The following is a 14329-nucleotide window of genomic DNA, read 5'->3' on the forward strand; positions in this document are numbered from 1 at the left end:
GCCGCACCTTATATACCCCGCAGTACGCTACATCTTTAGCTTGAGGAGATTTCTACAACCATGATGCGCATCCTGCTGTTTTTGGCCACTAACCTGGCGGTCGTGCTGATAGCCAGCATCACCCTGAGCCTTTTCGGCTTCAACGGGTTCATGGCGGCCAACGGGGTTGATCTCAACCTCAGTCAGCTGCTGGTCTTCTGTGCAGTCTTTGGTTTCGCCGGTTCCCTGTTCTCGCTGTTCATCTCCAAGTGGATGGCGAAGATGAGCACCAGCACCCAGATCATCACCCAGCCACGCACCCGCCACGAACAATGGCTGCTGCAAACCGTCGAGCAACTGTCTCGGGAAGCCGGGATCAAGATGCCCGAAGTCGGGATTTTCCCGGCCTATGAGGCGAACGCCTTCGCCACCGGCTGGAACAAGAACGACGCACTGGTCGCGGTCAGCCAGGGCTTGCTCGAGCGTTTCAAGGAAGACGAAGTGCGGGCCGTGCTGGCCCACGAGATCGGTCACGTGGCCAACGGCGACATGGTCACCCTGGCGCTGATCCAGGGCGTGGTGAACACCTTCGTGATGTTCTTCGCACGGATCATCGGCAACTTCGTCGACAAGGTGATCTTCAAGAACGAAGAAGGCCAGGGCATGGCTTACTACATCGCGACCATCTTCGCCGAACTGGTGCTGGGCATTCTGGCCAGCGCGATCGTGATGTGGTTCTCGCGCAAACGCGAGTTCCGTGCCGACGATGCCGGTGCCCGCCTGGCCGGCACGGGCGCGATGATCAACGCCTTGCAACGCCTGCGCGCCGAACAGGGCCTGCCGGTGCACATGCCTGACACCCTGAACGCCTTCGGCATCAACGGTGGCATCAAACAAGGGTTCGCCCGCATGTTCATGAGCCACCCGCCGCTGGAAGAGCGTATCGACGCCCTGCGTCGTCGCGGTTGATCAAACCGGCGCACCAACGAAAAGGCCCGCAGTGATGCGGGCCTTTTTTTGCCTGTCGATTACGCCCCGGAAATCCGGTACACCCGCTCTTCCAGCCGAGTTACGCCGGCCTGCACGAACTTCCAGCTGTCACCGAGCACATCCTGCTCCTCCAGCATCTCGACACGCCAGTCACTGCTCAGCAAACGCTGCACTTCGGCATCGTCTACGGAAAATGGCGGCCCTGGCATCTGCGACTGATCGTAATCCAGCGTCACCAACAGCCCTCGGCATGTCGGCAAAAGACCCTGCAAGTGCGCCGCATAACGCTCGCGCATCGACGGTGGCAAGGCAATCACTGCCGCCCGGTCGTACAGCGCGGTGCAACCCGCCACATCAGCCGCCGTCAGCGAGAAAAAATCCCCGCACCACAACTCGATCGCGCCAGCGCGATAAACCTTGAAGTCGCCCTGCTCGCTCACCTGCGGCTGCAATTGCTGCTCGAGGAAGAAATCTTCCACGGCCTTTTCCGATAGCTCGACACCAAGCACCTGATGGCCACGGCCGGCGAGCCACAGCAGATCCAGGCTTTTTCCACACAACGGCACCAGCACACGCGCCTGCGCCGGGATTGCCAGAGCGGGCCAGTACCGCTGCAAATACGGGTTCACCTCAGGCTGATGAAAGCCGATCTGGTTCGATTCCCACTTCTTGTGCCAAAACTCCGGCTGCATGCATCCTCCTAAGAATTCGATCAAAAGGCGTTAAAACTTATATTGGAATTAGATCAATGAACTGACTGAAGATGAACCATCTTAACGCTCAGGAACCCTTCCATGTTTCCCAGCCTGTTTATCTCTCACGGCTCGCCCATGCTGGCGCTGGAGCCCGGCGCCAGTGGCCCGGCCCTGGCCCGGCTGGCGGCCGAACTGCCGCGCCCGAAAGCCATTGTCATCGTTTCCGCCCACTGGGAAAGCCATGAGCTGCTGGTCAGCAGCCATGCGCAACCGGAAACCTGGCACGATTTCGGCGGTTTCCCCCGTGCACTGTTTGAAGTGCAGTACCCGGCACCGGGAAATCCGCAACTGGCCCGCGAGGTTGCCGACCTGTTGACCGCCAACCACCTGCCGGCGCGTCTCGATCCGCAACGACCGTTCGATCACGGCGTTTGGGTGCCGCTGTCGCTGATGTACCCGCAGGCCGATATCCCGGTGGTTCAGGTTTCCCTGCCCAGCCGTGGCGGCCCGGCCCTACAGAACCACGTCGGCCAGGCGCTGGCCAGTCTGCGCGAAAAGGGCATTCTGCTGATCGGCTCTGGCAGCATCACCCACAACCTGCGGGAACTGGACTGGCACGCCGGCCCGGAAAGCGTCGAGCCGTGGGCCCGGGATTTCCGCGACTGGATAGTCGACAAGCTCGCTGCCAACGATGAAGCCGCCCTGCACGATTATCGCCAGCAGGCACCAAACGCCGTGCGCAGCCATCCAAGCGACGAGCACCTGTTGCCGCTGTACTTCGCCCGCGGCGCTGGCGGCGACTTCAGCATTGCGCATCAAGGTTTCACCATGGGTGCACTGGGCATGGACATCTACCGTTTCGGCTGATGCCCCAATCGCAGGCAAAAAAAATCCCCGAACCAGTCGGGGATTTTTATGTTCGATCAATCAGCCCAGGGGCGGATCAATCTTCGCGGTAGCGACGCAGTTTCAGCTGCTTACCGGCAACGCGAGTGTCCTTCAGTTTGGTCAGGAGTTTGTCCAGACCATCTTCCGGCAGCTCGACGAGGCTGAAGCTGTCACGCACCTGGATGCGACCGATGGCTTCACGTGCCAGACCACCTTCGTTGAGGATGGCGCCCAGCAGGTTTTTCGCCGCGATACCGTCACGCGCGCCCAGCGCGGTACGGCAACGGGCACGGCCTTCGCCCAAAGGCATTGGCGCACGACGCTCGCGGTCACCACGGTCCGGACGATCACCGGAACGCTCAGGACGGTCGCCACGTGGCGCGCTGTTCGGCACCAGTGGACGTTCCTTCTCGATCGCTGCCAGGTTCAGCGCCTGACCATTGGTGGCCTTGCGCAGCAGAGCGGCAGCCAGGGCACGCGGGGTGCAACCGATGTCGGCGGTCAGGCGATCCAGCAGATCACCGTGAGTCGATTCGGCGTCAGCCACCAGCGGCGACAGGCTGTTGGTCAGTTTCTTTATGCGAGCATCGAGAACGGCCTGGGCGTCCGGCAGACGCACTTCGGCAACTTTCTGACCGGTTACACGCTCGATTACCTGCAGCATGCGGCGCTCACGTGGTGTCACCAGCAGCAGCGCGCGGCCTTCGCGACCGGCACGGCCGGTACGGCCGATACGGTGCACGTAGGATTCCGGATCGTACGGCATGTCCACGTTGAATACGTGGGTGATGCGCGGTACGTCCAGACCACGAGCGGCTACGTCGGTCGCTACAACGATGTCCAGACGGCCATCTTTCAGCGAGTCGATCACGCGCTCACGCTGGTTCTGGGCGATGTCGCCGTTCAACGCTGCGGCTTTGTAGCCTTTGGCGTCGAGGGCGCTGGCCAGATCCAGGGTCGCTTGCTTGGTGCGCACGAACATGATCAGAGCGTCGAAATCTTCCACTTCCAGCAAGCTGAGAACGGCAGAAGTCTTCTGGTCAGCGTGAACCAACAGGTGAGCCTGTTCGATCGCGGTAACGGTCTGGGTCTTGCTCTGGATCTTCACGTGCTTTGGATCGCGCAGGTGACGCTCGGCGATGGCACGGATCGATTGCGGCAGGGTCGCCGAGAACAATACGGTCTGACGGGTTTCCGGCATGGCCTTGAAGATGACTTCGAGGTCGTCCATGAAGCCCAGTTTGAGCATTTCGTCTGCTTCGTCGAGAACCAGGTGGTTCACGGTCTGCAGTACTTTTTCGTCGCGACGCAGGTGGTCGCACAGACGGCCCGGAGTGGCGACAACGATCTGTGCGCCATTACGGATTGCTTTCAATTGTGGGCCCATCGGCGCGCCGCCGTAGACAGCCACAACAGTCACGCCCGGCATTTGCTTGGCGTAGGTTTCGAAAGCGGTTGCAACTTGCAGCGCCAACTCACGAGTTGGGGCCAGGATCAGAGCTTGCGGCTCGCGCTTGGACGGATCAATGCGGTGCAGGATAGGCAGGGCAAAGGCAGCGGTTTTACCGGTACCGGTTTGCGCCTGACCAATCATATCGTGACCGGCGAGGATGATCGGGATCGACTGCTGCTGAATGGCCGAAGGCTCTTCATAGCCGGTAGCGACTACTGCAGCGACAATATTGGGATGAAGTTCAAGAGCGGCGAAGCCGCCGATTTCCTGGGTCATGGGTCTGCCTCTAAGTGCATCCGCAAAGACCCATGCTCCAAAGCTGCACATGCCGTGTTGAGACTCAAGAGTCGCCCTGGCAGCTTTGTCGGCGGGGATTTGCGAAAACGAATGAATGAAAAAGAATCGTCAAGGAAGAGCCCGCAGTGCGGACGTGCAGCCGAAGCTGACTTCGGGGAATTGCGCTACCTAAACGCGGCCCGGTTAAAGGCCGGCGCGCACTATACCGGAATTTGCCCAAAAAGGGAGCTTTTTTTATCGGCGAAATACAGTTGTCACCGCTGTGTAACGGGGTTTTGCGGATAATCGGGCAAAGGTCTATTTTTCAAAGACCCCGGCCCTGCGGGCGATGGCGCTTAAACGATTCACCGACGTGCGGCATCTGGTCGCTGCACCCTTTCTTCCCCTGCGAGGAAACACCCATGAATCAGCCCTGCCCCGGCCGCGTGAGCCGTGCGCGTCACGGCCACGTGCATTTGATCGGCCTGGACCGCGCCGCCAAGCGCAATGCCTTCGACCTCGACCTGCTCAACGACCTGGCCCTGGCCTACGGCGAATTCGAGGCCGACAGTGACGCACGGGTGGCAGTGGTATTCGGGCATGGCGAGCATTTCACCGCCGGGCTCGATCTGGTGAATGCCAGTTCCGCCCTCGCCCAGGGCTGGCAGGTACCGCCCGGCGGCTGCGATCCCTGGGGCGTGTTCGTCGGGCCTCGGGTCAGCAAACCGGTGATCGTCGCGGCGCAGGGTTATTGCCTGACCATCGGTATCGAATTGATGCTCGCTGCCGACATCAACCTGTGCGCCAGCAACACCCGCTTCGCCCAGATGGAAGTGCAGCGCGGGATCTTTCCGTTCGGCGGTGCGACATTGCGCTTTCATCAGATCGCCGGTTGGGGCAACGCGATGCGCTGGCTGCTGACCGGTGACGAGTTCGATGCCCATGACGCCTTGCGCCTGGGTCTGGTACAGGAAGTCATGGCCAGTGAGGATCTGCTGCCGCGCGCCATCGAACTGGCCGAACGGATTGCCCGACAGGCGCCACTTGGCGTGCAGGCGACGCTGATGTCGGCGCGCCAGGCGCGCTATGAAGGCGAGACTGCGGCGGCTAAAAGCTTGCCGCCGCTGGTGAAGAAGTTGCTGGCTACTGAAGATGCCAAGGAAGGTGTGCGCTCGCTGGTGGAGCGCAGACCCGGTGTTTTCAAAGGTCTTTGAAGATCAGGTCGCCGGACGGATGCAGTTGATCAACGTCTGCAACGAGTAACCCAGCTTCGGCGCCAGCGCTTCAGCCCGGGCGGTCAGCGCCTGCATGTCCAGCACCTGATCAAGATCTGCCGGCACGATCAGAATCACGTTGCCCTCCTTCACCGGCAGTTCCCAGTAATGCCGGTGATAGAGGCCACGCAGCAACGCCGCGCCCAAGGGCTTGCCGTCATCGGTGGCCCATTGGTTGATCACCAGCCAGCCACCGGGATTCAGACGTTTTTGACAGTCACCGAGGAAATTCCACGCAAGGTGCCCGGCGCCGGGGCCGACATCGGTGTACAGGTCGACGAAGATCAGATCCGCCGGCTCGGCGGTCGGCAGCAGTTCGAGGGCATCGCCGACGCGGATGTACAGCCGTGGATCGTCATCCAGCCCGAGGTATTCGATGGCCAGACGCGGTACGTCGGGGCGCAGCTCGATGGCTTCGACATCTTCCAGCGGCAGGAACTTGAGGCAGGCCTGGGTCAGCGTCCCAGCGCCCAACCCGAGGAACAGCGCGCTCTCTGGTTGCTCATGGCACAACGCGCCGATCAGCATCGCCCGGGTGTAGTCGTACTCCAGCCAGCTCGGGTCGGCGGTAAACACGCAGCTTTGCTCGATCGCATCGCCGAACTCCAGAAAGCGGTAGTCGGCCACTTCCAGCACGCGAATCACGCCGAACTCATCCTGTACCTCGGCGAGCAACAGCTCGACGCGCTCCTCAGTCATTTCGTCTCCTGGTGGTCACCGGGCGCGGTGACGCGATGGCACCGCTGTGGTGCCGTGGCAAAGCGGCGATTGTCGGCGAAGCGGCGGGAGCAGGTCACGCACTAATTGCTGCTAACATGGCCGTCCGTGCGTAGAACCTTAGAGACCGTGATGAGCCAACCCTGGAGCCCTGACAGCTGGCGCGCCCTGCCGATCCAGCAACAACCCCAATACCCCGACGCCGCGCACCTGCGCCAGGTCGAGCAGACACTGGCCAGCTATCCGCCGCTGGTGTTTGCCGGTGAAGCGCGGGAGCTGCGCCGTCAGTTTGCCGAAGTCACCCAGGGCCGGGCATTCCTGCTGCAGGGCGGCGACTGCGCGGAAAGCTTCGCCGAGTTCTCTGCCGCGAAGATCCGCGACACCTTTAAAGTGTTGCTGCAAATGGCGATCGTCATGACCTTCGCCGCCGGTTGCCCGGTAGTCAAAGTCGGGCGCATGGCCGGCCAGTTCGCCAAGCCGCGTTCGGCCAACGACGAGACCATCGACGGCGTGACCCTGCCGGCCTACCGGGGCGACATCGTCAACGGCATCGGTTTCGACTCGGCCAGCCGCGTACCGGATCCGGAGCGTCTGCTGCAGTCGTATCACCAGTCCACCGCCACCCTCAACCTGCTGCGCGCCTTCGCCCAGGGCGGTTTTGCCGACCTGCATCAGGTGCACAAGTGGAACCTCGATTTCATCGCCAACTCGGCGCTGGCGGAGAAGTACAGCCACCTCGCCGACCGCATCGATGAAACCCTGGCCTTCATGCGTGCCTGCGGCATGGACAGCTCGCCGCAACTGCGCGAGACCAGTTTCTTCACCGCCCACGAAGCGCTGCTGCTGAACTACGAAGAAGCCTTCGTACGCCGCGACAGCCTGACCAACGATTACTACGATTGCTCGGCGCACATGCTGTGGATCGGCGACCGCACCCGTCAGCTCGGCGGCGCCCACGTCGAGTTCCTGCGCGGGGTAAACAACCCGATCGGGGTGAAAGTCGGCCCGAGCATGAACCCCGACGACCTGATCCGCCTGATAGACGTGCTCAACCCGGACAACGATCCGGGCCGCCTCAACCTGATTGCGCGAATGGGTGCGAACAAGGTCGGCGATCACCTGCCGGCACTGATTCGTGCGGTACAGCGCGAAGGCAAGCAGGTGCTGTGGAGCTCCGACCCGATGCACGGCAACACCATCAAGGCCAGCAGCGGCTACAAGACCCGCGACTTCGCGCAGATCCTTGGTGAGGTGAAACAGTTCTTCCAGGTTCACGAGGCAGAAGGCAGTTACGCCGGCGGCATCCACATCGAAATGACCGGGCAGAACGTCACCGAATGCATCGGTGGCGCGCGGCCGATCACTGAAGATGGCTTGTCGGATCGCTATCACACCCACTGCGACCCACGGATGAATGCCGATCAGTCGCTGGAACTGGCGTTTTTGATCGCTGAAACACTGAAACAGGTCAAACGCTAAATCGCGAGGGCGCTGGCTCAGTCAATTTGAGCCAGCGCCATCCGCAACCTCCCTGCACTTTCCCGCTGGCAATTGAGCTGCACCTGCTCAAGCCCCAACCAGTCCGCCATGCGCCGCAAATTCAGCGCCAGCGCCAGCATCCCCGCGTCATCCAGTCCGGTTTCTTCCTCGTGCACCGCATGCACGGCCAGGCGCCCCGCCGCTCGTTCGGCGCGCAGGTCGACTCGCGCGGCAATCCGTTCATTGTGCAGGAACGGCAGCACGTAATAGCCGTAAACGCGTTTATCCTGCGGCGTGTAGATCTCCAGCCGATAGCGGAAGTCGAACAGACGCTCGGTCCGGCTGCGTTCCCAGATCAGTGAGTCGAACGGCGACAGCAATGCACTGGCCTCGACTTTACGCGGGACTTTCGGTTCGGGCAGGCAGTAAGCGATCTGGCGCCAACCGGCGACTTCGCAGGTCAGCAGTTGCCCGTCTTCCACCAGTTCGGCCAGACGCGGGCGGGCATCGGAAGGATTCAGGCGGAAGTAATCACGCAGGTCTTTTTCCGTGCCGACACCCAGTGCCTGCGCTGCATGCAGCAGCAAACCGCGCTGCGCCTCGGCCTCGTCGGGCAATGGCTGTTGCAGCACGGAAGCCGGAATCACCCGCTCGGGCAAGTCATACAAACGCTCGAAACCACGGCGTCCGGCCACGGTGACTTCGCCAGCGGCGAACAGCCATTCCAGTGCGTGCTTTTCCGCGCTCCAGTCCCACCACGGCCCGGCCTTTTCCTCGCGGGTCGACAGGCTGCCGGCGCCCAGTGCGCCCTGCTCTTCGACCGACGCCAGCACCCGGCGAATGGTGTCCTGTTGCTCGCGGCCGAACCGCGCCAGTTGCTGATAAATGTCTTCACCGCGCCTGGCCCGCTGCATGCGCCAGCCCATCAGCGGGTACATCGACAGCGGCAGCAACGACGCTTCATGGCCCCAGTATTCGAACAGCGAACGACGTCGCCCCGAACTCCAGGCAGCCTGGTCGAGCAAGTCAGCAGAATAGGAACCGAGACGGGAGAACAGCGGCAGGTAGTGCGAGCGCACCACGGCGTTGACGGAGTCGATCTGCAACAGGCCGAGACGTTCGATCAGCCGGTTGAGGTGCATCGCCTTGACAGCCGGCGGCTGGCGCCCGTGAAACCCTTGGGCAGCCAGTGCCAGACGTCGAGCCTGTTTAAGGGAAAAGGACAATGTCGCGGGCATGTGTACCTCCATGTCTGCTCGCAACCTACCTCACTACAAAGGGGTTTGTGTAGCGATGGCCTCATCATTTATGCATCGGATCGTCCCAGAACGGTCGCACCGACTCATGTTCGACATCGGCACGGCTGACCCCGATGTCCTTCAACGCTTCGTCGCTCAGACTGGCAAGCAACTCGCGTTCACGGTGAAGTTCGTACCAGCGGCTAAACTTGTGCAGCAGATCGGAAATCAGATGGACCGGCACTCTTTCATCGCTCACATACAGTTTTTGACCTTTCATCGTGTTGCCCTCCTTTAGGGATGGCTCAAGTCTCGCGCCGGCGCTACGATCAATCCAACGAATGTTTCTGATGGCATGCATCACGGAGATTCATCAATTGTCGGCGTACCCCAGTATCGATACCGATGTCCTGCGTACCTTTGTCGCGATTGCCGATCAGGGCGGTTTCACCCGCGCTGGCGAAATGGTCAACCGCACCCAATCGGCGGTGAGCATGCAGATGAAGCGTCTGGAAGAGGACGTGTTGCAGCGCCAGTTGTTCGAGCGCGACGGACGTCAGGTGCGCCTCACCGCCGAGGGCCAGGTGTTGCTTGGCTACGCACGGCGCATCCTGAAATTGCACAGCGAAGTGTTCAACACCCTGCGCGAGCCGCACATGGTCGGCACAGTGCGGATCGGCACGCCGGACGATTACGTGATGCGGTTTCTGCCGGGGATCCTGTCGCGCTTCGCCCAGTTTTATCCGCTGATTCAGATCGAAGTGCATTGCGAGTCGACCAAACAATTGCTGCAGCGCACGGACCTGGATCTGTCGATCGTCACCCGCGAGCCGGGCAACGAGATTGGCCAGTTGCTGCGCAAGGAGCGTTTCGTCTGGGCCGAGGCGCAGAATTTCAGCGCCCACGAACAAACGCCGTTGCCGCTGGCGATGTTTAACAGTGATTGTTTCTGTCGCCTGTGGGCCTGCAACGCGCTGGATGCGATGGGCCGCGAATACCGGATTGCCTACAACAGCACCAGCCTGTCGGCGTTGATGGCGGTGGTAAGCGCGGGTCTGGCGATCACCGCACAACTGGAAAGCCTGATCACACCGGATCTGCGGATTCTCGGCGCCGCCGAAGATCTGCCGCTGTTGCCCGAGGCCAGCATCATGTTGATCCGCAACCTGAACAATCCCTCGCCGATCACCGAATGCCTGGCCGAACACATCGTCGAAGGCTTTAAACTTTAAAGGCGAGCATCACCGCGCACAGCACCAGGAACCCGCAGAACAGCCCACGCAGAAGTTTTTCCGGCATCGCGTGGGCCACTTTCACGCCCCAGCTGATGCTGGCCAGACCACCGATGGCCAGCGGCAGGCCGATCATCCAGTCCACTTCGTGGTGCACCGCGTACGTCACCAGCGTGACGCCAGTGCTCGGCAACGCCAATGCCAGCGAAAGACCCTGAGCGACCACCTGAGTGGTGCCGAACAGACTGGTCAGCACCGGCGTCGCCACCACCGCCCCGCCGACACCGAACAAACCGCCCATGGTGCCCGACGCCGCGCCGAGCACGCCCAGCCACGGCCATGAATAACGCATCTCGGAGGTCGCCGCCGGACGCGCGCCGAACATGCGCACCAGGTTGTAGGCCGACAACGCCACGAGGAACGCGACAAACCCGATGCGCATGGTTTGCGCGTCGATACCCACGGCCCAGATCGAGCCGATCCACGCGAAACAGAATCCCATCACCGCCAGCGGCAACGCATGGCGGAGTTCGATGCGGTTGCGCTGGTGATAACGCCACAGCGCCAGCATCACATTCGGCACCACCATCACCAGCGCCGTGCCTTGGGCGATCTGCTGATCGAGCCCGAACCACACGCCCAGCAGCGGAATGGCGATCAAGCCACCACCGATGCCGAAGATCCCGCCCAAAGTACCAAGGGCGGCGCCAAACAACAGGTACAGCAAAAACTCGATCACAGCAGAATTCCTCATACGTCAGGCGACTCATCCTACGCAGTCAACGCTGGCACGGAAACGCACAGCAACGCACAATGGCTATGCCAAATCCGCATAGGCACTGAGCCAACTCATGAATCCCAATCAATTGACCGAACAACTCGGGTTGTTTCTCGATGTGCTGGAAAGCGGCAGTTTCTCTGCGGCTTCACGCCGGCATCCGCTGACGCCCTCCGCCGTTGCCCGGCGTATCGACAGTCTGGAAAGTGCTGTCGGCAGCCAATTGTTTATCCGCAGCACGCATGCGGTACGCGCAACACCGGCGGGCCTGGCGTTTGCCGAACGAGCGCGACGGATCGTGGCGGAGTTGCAACTGGCCCGGGCTGAAGCGGTGTCCCTGAGCAGCGCGCCGGAGGGTCTGATTCGGGTGGATGCGCCGGCGGCATTCGGGCGTCGGCATCTGGCGCCGGTGATTGCCGACTTTCTGGTGCTGTATCCGGGGCTGGACGTGCAGCTGCATCTGATCGACAGCTTCGTCGACATGGACGGTTCGAACCTGGGCAAGGTCGATCTGGTGTTGCGGGCCGGGCAGATGGCCGATACCCGGCTGGTGGCGACACCGCTGGCGAGCATGGTGCGGATAGCCTGCGCCAGCCCCGATTATCTCAAGCGCCGGGGCGTGCCGAGCGAGCCAGCGCAATTGAGTGAACATGACGGTCTGGATTGGGACGGCCTCGCCCCGCCCTTCGCCTGGCGCTTCGAACAGGACGGGCAGATGCAATTGCATCGTCCGGCGCGGGTGCGCATGAGCGCCAACAACGCTGAGGCGCTGGTTTGCGGTGCGCTGGCGGGACTCGGGATCGCGCACCTGCCGACCTGGCTGGCCAGCGAATACCTGTTGCGTGGCGAGTTGTTGCCGCTGTTCTGTGAAAACGGCCTGCCAAAACCGGAGAGCACCGGCATCTATGCTTTGCGACTGGAGCAACAGGCCAGTTCACGCAGCCGCCTGCTGCTGGAATACCTCAAGACCCGCTTCAGCCCCGTGCCGCCATGGGATCTGGCCCTGCAACGAGAACTGGGCCGGCATTGACCGATTCGCCACCGGGCACAATTGTCTGGCGCATTAAAGATTCGAGCGCTAGATTCATCTGCATCACCGTTCAAGGCACCGACATGACCACCGACCGCTCCACCGACCACTGCGAAGACCTGCTGCTCGACAATCAGGCCTGCTTCGCCCTGCACTCCACTTCGCTGATGATGACCAAGGTCTACAAGCCGCTGCTGCAAGCGCTTGGCCTGACGTATCCGCAATACCTGGCGATGATGGTGCTGTGGGAGAAGGATGGTTTGACCGTCGGAGAAATCAGCACGCGTCTGCTGACGGATCCGGGTTCGCTGACCCCGCTGCTCAAACGTCTGGAAGGTGAAGGCTTGCTCAGCCGAACCCGCAGCCGTGAGGATGAGCGTGTGGTGATCGTCGAATTGACCGCAGAGGGCCGCGCCTTGAAAGACAAGGCCCGAACCGTTCCGCAATGCATCCTCGGTGCCAGTGGCTTCACGCTGGAGCGCCTGCAAAACCTGCAAGCTGAATTGCAGGCCTTGCGTGGTCATTTGCAGGACAGCCTCGCTTAAGATTCCCCCCCCTTCCCTGTGGGCGCAGCCTTGCGCCTGCAGGCGAATCGCACCTTCCCCGCTGATCCCCGAAAAAATTTTTCCTCTCGTTTTACATTAAAAAAACCTTCTATATCAAAAGCTTGAGATCACGAGCCTGCCCGATCCAGGTGCCGATTCGCGCGTTCTTCAAAAATTTATATTGCGCGCTAAATATTAGCGAAGTACATTTACTTCGCACCTAGTTAGCGCGCAAACAATTAGCGCAATAAACCACACTTAATGAGGCTCACACCATGCAAACTCTCTACACCGCAATCGCAACCTCCACCGGCGGCCGTGACGGTCGTGCGATCTCCAGCGACAACATCCTCGACGTCAAACTGGCTACTCCGAAAGAACTCGGCGGTGCCGGCGGCGCGGCTACCAACCCTGAGCAACTGTTTGCCGCCGGCTACTCGGCCTGCTTCATCGGCGCCCTGAAATTCGTTGCCAGCCAGACCAAACGCAAAATCCCGGACGACGCTTCGATCACCGCTCACGTCGGCATCGGCCAGATTCCTGGCGGTTTCGGTCTGGACATCGACCTGCACATCAGCCTGCCGGGCCTGGAACAGGCTGACGCACAAAGCCTGGTCGACGCTGCCCACCAGGTCTGCCCGTACTCCAACGCCACTCGCGGCAACGTCGATGTGCGTCTGCACGTCACCGTGTAATCACTGACACTCAGGCCCGTACAGGAAATGAACATGAACACTTTCAGCAAAGTCTTGACCGGTACCCTTCTCGCCCTGTCCATCCACAGCGCATTTGCCGGGGAGGTTGAACACAACACCCAGGCGTTTCTCGATGTGCTGAATGCCGGCACCGGCAAACCGATGGAACAGATGACGCCCAAGGATGCCCGCGCCGTGCTGACGGGCGCACAGTCCGGGGTCAAACTGACGCTGCCCAAGGCAGACGTCAGCGAGAAGACCATCCAGGTCGATGGCCAACCGTTGAGCCTGACCATCGTCCGGCCGGCCGGGGTCAAGGGCGAGCTGCCGGTGTTCATGTTCTTCCACGGCGGCGGCTGGGTGCTGGGGGATTTCCCGACCCACGAACGTCTGGTGCGGGATCTGGTGGTCGGCTCGGGTGCGGCGGCGGTGTTCGTCAACTACACCCCTTCGCCGGAAGCGCATTACCCGGTGGCGATCAACCAGGCTTACGCCGCGACCAAATGGGTGGCCGAACACGGCAAAGAGATCAACGTCGACGGCAAGCGTCTGGCGGTGGCGGGCAACAGCGTTGGCGGCAACATGGCGGCGGTCGTCGCCTTGATGGCCAAAGACAAAGGCACCCCGGCGATCAAATTCCAGGTGCTGCTGTGGCCGGTGACCGATGCCAGTTTCGACACCGGTTCGTATGACCAGTACGCCGAGGGGCACTTCCTCACCCGCAACATGATGAAGTGGTTCTGGGACAACTACACCACCGACGCCAACCAGCGGAACGAGATCTACGCCTCGCCGCTGCGGGCCACGACCGCGCAGTTGAAAGGTCTGCCGCCTGCACTGGTGCAGACCGCCGGGGCCGACGTGCTGCGTGACGAAGGTGAAGCCTACGCCCGCAAACTCGACGAAGCCGGGGTGTCGGTGACCTCGGTGCGCTACAACGGCATGATCCACGACTACGGTTTGCTCAACGTGGTCAGCCAGGTGCCGGCAGTGCGCTCGGCGATGCTGCAGGCCTCGGAAGAACTGAAGCAGCACCTGAAGAAGTAATTTTCAACAGGCA

General features: G+C 61.4%; 15 protein-coding genes. 9 read left to right on the top strand and 6 right to left on the bottom strand.

Annotation, left to right across the window (positions count from 1 at the left end; genetic code table 11):
- Positions 1-60: 60 nt before the first annotated feature.
- Positions 61-948 (top strand): protease HtpX, encoded by an 888-nt coding sequence (gene htpX / locus AC1RT4_RS24795; RefSeq protein WP_007955710.1) that lies wholly within the window; start codon positions 61-63, stop codon positions 946-948.
- 59 nt (positions 949-1007) lie between these two features.
- Here htpX and AC1RT4_RS24800 read toward each other — a convergent pair whose 3' ends face one another.
- Positions 1008-1661, bottom strand: coding sequence for a thiopurine S-methyltransferase (locus AC1RT4_RS24800; protein WP_493088620.1), 654 nt, complete (start codon positions 1659-1661; stop codon positions 1008-1010).
- Between the two features lie 102 nt (positions 1662-1763).
- Here AC1RT4_RS24800 and AC1RT4_RS24805 point away from each other — a divergent pair, with 102 nt between their 5' ends.
- Entirely contained in the window at positions 1764-2531 is a 768-nt protein-coding gene (locus AC1RT4_RS24805) for a DODA-type extradiol aromatic ring-opening family dioxygenase (protein WP_493088622.1), read from the top strand.
- Between the two features lie 76 nt (positions 2532-2607).
- Here AC1RT4_RS24805 and AC1RT4_RS24810 read toward each other — a convergent pair whose 3' ends face one another.
- On the bottom strand, positions 2608-4281 hold the full coding sequence (locus tag AC1RT4_RS24810) for a DEAD/DEAH box helicase (RefSeq protein ID WP_007955707.1): 1674 nt from the start codon (positions 4279-4281) through the stop codon (positions 2608-2610).
- 422 nt (positions 4282-4703) lie between these two features.
- On the opposite strand from AC1RT4_RS24810, the gene AC1RT4_RS24815 reads away from it, so the two are divergent.
- Positions 4704-5495 carry a crotonase/enoyl-CoA hydratase family protein gene (locus tag AC1RT4_RS24815; RefSeq protein ID WP_007955706.1) on the top strand — a complete coding sequence of 264 codons (792 nt, stop codon included), beginning with the start codon at positions 4704-4706 and terminating at the stop codon, positions 5493-5495.
- 3 nt (positions 5496-5498) lie between these two features.
- Here AC1RT4_RS24815 and AC1RT4_RS24820 read toward each other — a convergent pair whose 3' ends face one another.
- Positions 5499-6254, bottom strand: a complete 756-nt coding sequence (locus AC1RT4_RS24820; protein ID WP_007955705.1) for a spermidine synthase — start codon at positions 6252-6254, stop codon at positions 5499-5501.
- A 150-nt stretch (positions 6255-6404) separates the two neighbouring features.
- On the opposite strand from AC1RT4_RS24820, the gene AC1RT4_RS24825 reads away from it, so the two are divergent.
- Positions 6405-7751: a class II 3-deoxy-7-phosphoheptulonate synthase gene (locus AC1RT4_RS24825; RefSeq protein ID WP_493088625.1), complete on the top strand. Its 1347-nt coding sequence runs from the start codon at positions 6405-6407 to the stop codon at positions 7749-7751.
- A gap of 17 nt (positions 7752-7768) precedes the next feature.
- Here the strand turns inward: AC1RT4_RS24825 and AC1RT4_RS24830 are convergent, their stop codons facing one another.
- Both AC1RT4_RS24830 and AC1RT4_RS24835 read right to left on the bottom strand, forming a co-directional pair.
- Positions 7769-8989 (bottom strand): winged helix-turn-helix domain-containing protein, encoded by a 1221-nt coding sequence (locus AC1RT4_RS24830; RefSeq protein WP_493088627.1) that lies wholly within the window; start codon positions 8987-8989, stop codon positions 7769-7771.
- Between the two features lie 64 nt (positions 8990-9053).
- Positions 9054-9269, bottom strand: a complete 216-nt coding sequence (locus AC1RT4_RS24835; RefSeq protein ID WP_007955702.1) for a DUF1127 domain-containing protein — start codon at positions 9267-9269, stop codon at positions 9054-9056.
- A gap of 97 nt (positions 9270-9366) precedes the next feature.
- On the opposite strand from AC1RT4_RS24835, the gene AC1RT4_RS24840 reads away from it, so the two are divergent.
- Entirely contained in the window at positions 9367-10221 is an 855-nt protein-coding gene (locus AC1RT4_RS24840) for a LysR substrate-binding domain-containing protein (RefSeq protein WP_007955701.1), read from the top strand.
- Here AC1RT4_RS24840 and AC1RT4_RS24845 read toward each other — a convergent pair.
- Positions 10211-10960 carry a sulfite exporter TauE/SafE family protein gene (locus AC1RT4_RS24845; RefSeq protein WP_085744971.1) on the bottom strand — a complete coding sequence of 250 codons (750 nt, stop codon included), beginning with the start codon at positions 10958-10960 and terminating at the stop codon, positions 10211-10213. The two genes, AC1RT4_RS24840 and AC1RT4_RS24845, sit on opposite strands and share 11 nt — an antisense overlap.
- A gap of 112 nt (positions 10961-11072) precedes the next feature.
- Between AC1RT4_RS24845 and AC1RT4_RS24850 the strand changes: the two genes are divergently transcribed.
- From AC1RT4_RS24850 to AC1RT4_RS24865, 4 genes are all read left to right on the top strand, one after another.
- Entirely contained in the window at positions 11073-12029 is a 957-nt protein-coding gene (locus tag AC1RT4_RS24850) for a LysR family transcriptional regulator (protein ID WP_011335300.1), read from the top strand.
- 83 nt (positions 12030-12112) lie between these two features.
- Complete coding sequence (locus tag AC1RT4_RS24855) at positions 12113-12574, top strand: MarR family winged helix-turn-helix transcriptional regulator (RefSeq protein WP_493088628.1); 462 nt, start codon at positions 12113-12115, stop codon at positions 12572-12574.
- Between the two features lie 275 nt (positions 12575-12849).
- On the top strand, positions 12850-13269 hold the full coding sequence (locus AC1RT4_RS24860) for an organic hydroperoxide resistance protein (protein ID WP_034155242.1): 420 nt from the start codon (positions 12850-12852) through the stop codon (positions 13267-13269).
- Between the two features lie 33 nt (positions 13270-13302).
- A complete protein-coding gene (locus AC1RT4_RS24865) occupies positions 13303-14316 on the top strand; it encodes an alpha/beta hydrolase (protein WP_493088630.1) in 1014 nt (337 codons plus the stop codon).
- Positions 14317-14329 lie beyond the last annotated feature (13 nt).

This window comes from Pseudomonas sp. GW821-FHT11D10, from assembly GCF_058808435.1.